The organism is Streptomyces sp. SID5785, assembly GCF_009870065.1.
In the GTDB taxonomy this organism is placed as follows: domain Bacteria; phylum Actinomycetota; class Actinomycetes; order Streptomycetales; family Streptomycetaceae; genus Streptomyces.
Map to the genome: position 1 here is coordinate 1 of NZ_WWIA01000408.1, position 4967 is coordinate 4967.

4 protein-coding genes are annotated in these 4967 nt (G+C 75.0%); all 4 read left to right on the forward strand.

Annotation, left to right across the window (positions count from 1 at the left end; translation table 11 throughout):
- Positions 1 to 920: tetratricopeptide repeat protein (locus GTW43_RS13560; RefSeq protein WP_161301922.1), on the forward strand; the 920-nt coding region annotated here is incomplete at its 5' end.
- A 31-nt stretch (positions 921 to 951) separates the two neighbouring features.
- Positions 952 to 2226: a protein phosphatase 2C domain-containing protein gene (locus tag GTW43_RS13565; protein WP_237536579.1), complete on the forward strand. Its 1275-nt coding sequence runs from the start codon at positions 952 to 954 to the stop codon at positions 2224 to 2226.
- 78 nt (positions 2227 to 2304) lie between these two features.
- The gene (locus GTW43_RS13570) at positions 2305 to 3651 is read left to right on the forward strand and encodes a VWA domain-containing protein (RefSeq protein ID WP_161301924.1); all 1347 of its coding nucleotides are present in this window, start codon (positions 2305 to 2307) and stop codon (positions 3649 to 3651) included.
- A 58-nt stretch (positions 3652 to 3709) separates the two neighbouring features.
- On the forward strand, positions 3710 to 4891 hold the full coding sequence (locus tag GTW43_RS13575; protein ID WP_161301925.1) for an FHA domain-containing protein: 1182 nt from the start codon (positions 3710 to 3712) through the stop codon (positions 4889 to 4891).
- The last annotated feature ends 76 nt before the right edge of the window (positions 4892 to 4967 follow it).

The following is a 4967-nucleotide window of genomic DNA, read 5'->3' on the forward strand; positions in this document are numbered from 1 at the left end:
TCGCCCTGCCGGTGCCGCGGGTGGACCCGGGCGACCCGAACGCCGGGTTCCTCGCGGGCCTGATGGCGTCCGCGCCCGCCGAGCTGATCGCGGCCCTGCACGCGGCCCCGGCCGGGTCCCTGGAGCTGCGGCTGCGCGAGCTGCGGGCCCGCCTGGAGATGGGCGAGCTGGACTCGGCGGCGCGCGGCCTCACCGACCTGGAGCGGGAGCGCCCGGACGACTGGCGGGTGGTCTGGTACCGGGGTGTCGCGGCGCTGGCGACGGGCGACCACGCGAGCGCGGCCCTGTCCTTCGACGCGGTCTACGACGCGTTCCCCGGCGAGCCGGCACCGAAGCTCGCACTCGGCGTGTGCGCGGAGGTCCTCGGCCAGCTCGACAACGCGGCGGAGTACTACCGCCTCGTCTGGGCGACGGACCCGAGCTATGTGAGCGCCGCGTTCGGCCTGGCCCGGGTGCAGCTCGCGGCCGGGGACCGGGGCGGCGCCGTGCGCACCCTGGAGTCGGTGCCGGAGGCCTCGATCCACTACACGGCGGCCCGGGTGGCGGCCGTGCGGGCGCGGCTGCGCGGCCGGATGGCGGCGGGCGCCGCGGCCGGGGACCCGCTGCTCGGCGATCTGACGGCCGCCGCGGGGCAGGTCGAGGCGCTCGACGCGTTCGGTCTGGACGCGGTGCGCCGCGAGGAGTTGTCCACCGAGGTCCTCGGCACGGCCCTCGACTGGGTACTCTCCGGTAGGCAGGGTTCCGCTCCGCCGCAGGGTCCCGTCCGCGCCGAGGTGCTCGGCAGCGAACTGGACGAGCACGGGCTGCGCCTGGGCCTGGAGCGTTCGTACCGGACGCTGGCCAGGCTCGCCCGGCGCGGCGAGGAGAGGATCGAACTGGTGGAGCGGGCCAACCGTTACCGCCCCCGGACGTGGGTGTGAGTTGATGTCGCAGACGCAGAAGGCGGCCGCCATGTCAGTGTGTCCCAGCTGCGAGGAGCCGCTCGAGGAGAGCGACCGCTTCTGCGGTGCGTGCGGGTACGACCTGTCGGCCGCGCCGGCACCGGAGAGCGGAGCCGGGAGCGGGTCCGAGGGCGGGTCGGTCGCGTGGCCGGCCGCGCCCGAGCTGGACAGTTCGGACACGCCCGCGCCGGTGCATCTGCCGACGGACCTGGAGGGCACGGACTCGGCGGGCAGCGAACTGCCCACCGAGGTCCGCTTCGACGGCCCCGACGCCGCCGAGCCCGCGGCCGGGCCCGACTTCCCGCTCGCGGCGCCCGATCCGCGTACGGCGACCGCGCAGCAGCTGGAGGCGGCGACCCCGCCGGCCGGCACGAAGCTGTGCGTGGCGTGCCGGTCCGGACAGGTCGACCCGGACGGCTACTGCGAGAACTGCGGGCACGCGCAGCCCCGCGAACGCGATCACATGGAGCAGGAGTTGGGTGCCGTCGCCGCGGTCAGCGACCGGGGCCTGCGCCACCACCGCAACGAGGACGCGTTCGCCGTGTCCTCCGCCGCGCTGCCGGACGGCTCCCCCGCGGTGGTCGCCGTGGTCTGCGACGGGGTCTCCTCGGCGACCCGCCCGGACGACGCCTCGCTGGCCGCGACCCGCGCCGCCAACGAGGCCCTGCACGACTCGCTGCCGCGCGGCACACATCCGCAGCAGGCCATGCACGAGGCCATCGTCACCGCCGCCGACGCGGTGAACGCACTGGCCCAGGAGCCGGCCACGGCCCGCGAGCACCAGCCCCACCAGAACGCTCCGGCCTGCACCTTCGTCGGTTCGGTCGTCACGAAGGAGCTGCTCGTCGTCGGCTGGATCGGCGACTCGCGCGCCTACTGGGTGCCGGACGACCGCACCGCGCCCCCGGCCCGGCTCACCGAGGACGACTCGTGGGCGGCGCAGATGGTGGCGGCCGGTCTGATGAGCGAGGCCGAGGCGTACGCGGACGAACGGGCGCACGCGATCACCGGCTGGCTCGGCGCGGACGCGTACGAACTGGAGCCGCACACCGCCTCGTTCAAGCCGGACCGGCCCGGGGTGATCGTGGTCTGCACCGACGGGCTGTGGAACTACGCGGAGTCCGCCGCGGACATGGCGCGGGCCGTCCCGGCCGACGCCTCCGTCCGGCCGCTGCACGCGGCGCAGGTTCTGGTCGGCCACGCCCTCGACGGCGGCGGCCACGACAACGTAACAGTGGCGGTGCTGCCGTTCCCGGTCCCGCCCGCGGGGGCAGGATCGGCCTAGACCGGACGGTCCGGACGGTCCGGTCCGATCGGCGTCGCCACGCCAGCAGATGGTGTTGTTCAGGGGGGACTTGTCACCATGGCCAATTTCTCGAAACCGGGCGCTCCGCGGTTCTCCGTCGACGTCTACCAGAACGAGTACCTGCCGGAGGGCGGGCGTGAGGTCAACGCGATCGTCACGGTGACCTCCACCGGCGGCGGCACCGCCGGCGTCCCGCAGCAGCGGGGCGCGGGCGGCGGTCCGGACGCGGCGGTGGCGCTGATGGTGGACTGCTCGGGCTCGATGGACTACCCGCCGACGAAGATGCGCGGCGCCCGCGAGGCGTCGGCGGCCGCGATCGACGCGCTGCGCGACGGGGTGCACTTCGCGGTGATCGCGGGCACGCACGTCGCGCAGGAGGTGTATCCGGGCGGCGGCCGGGTGGCGGTCGCCTCGCCCGTCACCCGCGAGCAGGCCCGGCAGGCGCTGCGCAAGCTGTCCGCGGGCGGCGGCACCGCGATCGGCACGTGGCTGCGCCTCGCCGACCGGCTGCTGTCCTCGGCCGAGGTGCCGGCGACGGCGGTGCGGCACGGCATCCTGCTGACCGACGGGCGCAACGAGCACGAGTCGCCGGAGGACCTGCGGGCCGCCCTCGACCACAGCGCGGGCCGCTTCACGTGCGACGCCCGCGGGGTCGGCACCGACTGGGAGGTGAAGGAGGTCACAGGGATCGCCTCCGCGCTGCTCGGCACCGCCGACATCGTCGCCGACCCGGCGCACCTCGCCGAGGACTTCACGCAGATGATGGAGACGGCGATGGGCAAGGAGGTCGCGGACGTCGCGCTGCGCCTGTGGACGCCGCTCGGCTCCGAGATCAAGTTCGTCAAGCAGGTCGCGCCCGCGGTCGAGGAGCTGACCGACCGGCGCACCGAGGCCGGTCCGCGGGCCGGCGACTACCCGACGGGTGCGTGGGGCGACGAGTCCCGCGACTACCACGTGTGTGTGCAGGTGCCGTTCGCGGAGCTGGGCCAGGAGATGCTCGCGGCCCGGGTCTCCCTCGTGGTCCCGCAGCCGGACGGCACCGCGCAGACGCTGTCGCAGGGGCTGGTCCGGGCGGTGTGGACGGACGACATGGCGGCCTCCACGTCGATCAACCCGCAGGTCGCGCACTACACCGGGCAGGCCGAGCTGGCCCAGGTCATCCAGCAGGGACTGGACGCCCGCAAGGCCGGTGACGTGGACGGTGCGACCGCGAAACTGGGCCGCGCGGTGCAGCTCGCGGCGCTCTCCGGAAACGACGGTACGGCGAAACTGCTTTCGAAGGTGGTGGACGTGGTCGACGCCGCGGAAGGTACTGTTCGATTGAAGGCGAAGGTCGCGGAGGCCGACGAGATGACTCTCGAGACCCGGTCCACCAAGACGGTTCGCGTCAAGAAGCAAGCCTGACACGTACGCGCAACAGGCCTGGTCACCAGGCACGTGAAGGAGAGGGGGAAGCGCCGACATGCCGACCTGCCCGAACGGACACCAGTCGGGTTCCGACGACTGGTGCGAGGTCTGCGGTCACCGCATGGCCGGTGCCGTGCCCCCGCCCCCGCCGCCGCCCCCGGCCGCCGGATACGGATACCCCGGTCCGTCGGTGCCGCAGGCGCCGATGGGCGGCGGAGCGCCCGAGCTCTGCCCGCAGTGCCGCACGCCGCGTGAGGGCGGCGCGCCGTTCTGCGAGGAGTGCCGCTGGAACTTCCTCACGAACACGGCGACGTCGTACACCCCGGCCGCGCCGAACCCTCCGCTGCCGACCTCCGGCGGCCCGGGCGGTGCCACGGGCCCCGGCGGCCCGCAGGGTCCGAACCCGGCGCTGCGCTTCCAGCAGCCGCCGCAGGGTCCCGACCCGTACGAGTACCAGGGCTCGCGCCCGTCGCAGATGAACCGGCCGGCCGAGCCGATCCCGCCGAACCCCTTCGGCGGCGAGCCCTCGGGGCCGTTCCCGCCCCCGCCGGGTCCGCACGCCACCGGCGGCGGCGTCCCGCAGGCCTTCCAGCAGCAGCCGCCCGGTCCGCCCGCGCCGCCGCAGCACCAGCAGCCGGGTCCGCCCGCGCCGCCCGCCCAGCCGGGTCCCCCGGCACCCCCCGGGCCGTCCTTCGGCGGCGGCGGGACCGGCGGGGACGACTGGGTGATCTCGCCCCCGTCCGCGCAGGCCGCCCCGCCCGCGCCGCCGCAGCAGCACCAGCCGCAGCAGCCGGGGTACCCGCAGCAGCCGCAGGCTCCGCAGGCCGGGCCGGTGACCTGGTCGGCGACGATCGGTCCCGACCGTGAGTACTTCATGGCGATGATGCACCGCAGCGGTCCCGAGGCCTCGGGACTCAACCTGCCGGCGTACTCGCCCGAGCAGCGCCGTGAGCTGGTCGGGAACCAGATCTCGATCGGCCGCCGCCGGCACTCGACCGGGGACACCCCGGACATCGACCTGTCGGTGCCGCCGGAGGACCCCGGGGTGTCGCACCAGCACGCGGTGCTCGTGCAGCAGCCGGACGGGTCGTGGGCGGTCGTCGACCAGAACTCGACGAACGGGACGACGGTCAACGGGGGCGACGAGCCGATCCAGCCGTTCGTTCCGGTGCCGCTGCAGGACGGTGACCGGGTCCATGTCGGGGCCTGGACGACGATCACGATCCATCGCGGCTGAGCCGCTGTCTCTCACGTGACGGCCGGTGGGGGCTGGCCTTCAGGGGCGCGGGGAACTGCGCGACCGGCCCCCACCG

Bases quoted from the DNA above. Each gene is read 5' to 3' on its own strand.
- GTW43_RS13575 (WP_161301925.1), top strand. From the start codon at position 3,710: ATGCCGACCTGCCCGAACGGACACCAGTCGGGTTCCGACGACTGGTGC.
- GTW43_RS13565 (WP_237536579.1), top strand. From the start codon at position 952: ATGTCAGTGTGTCCCAGCTGCGAGGAGCCGCTCGAGGAGAGCGACCGC.
- GTW43_RS13570 (WP_161301924.1), top strand. From the start codon at position 2,305: ATGGCCAATTTCTCGAAACCGGGCGCTCCGCGGTTCTCCGTCGACGTC.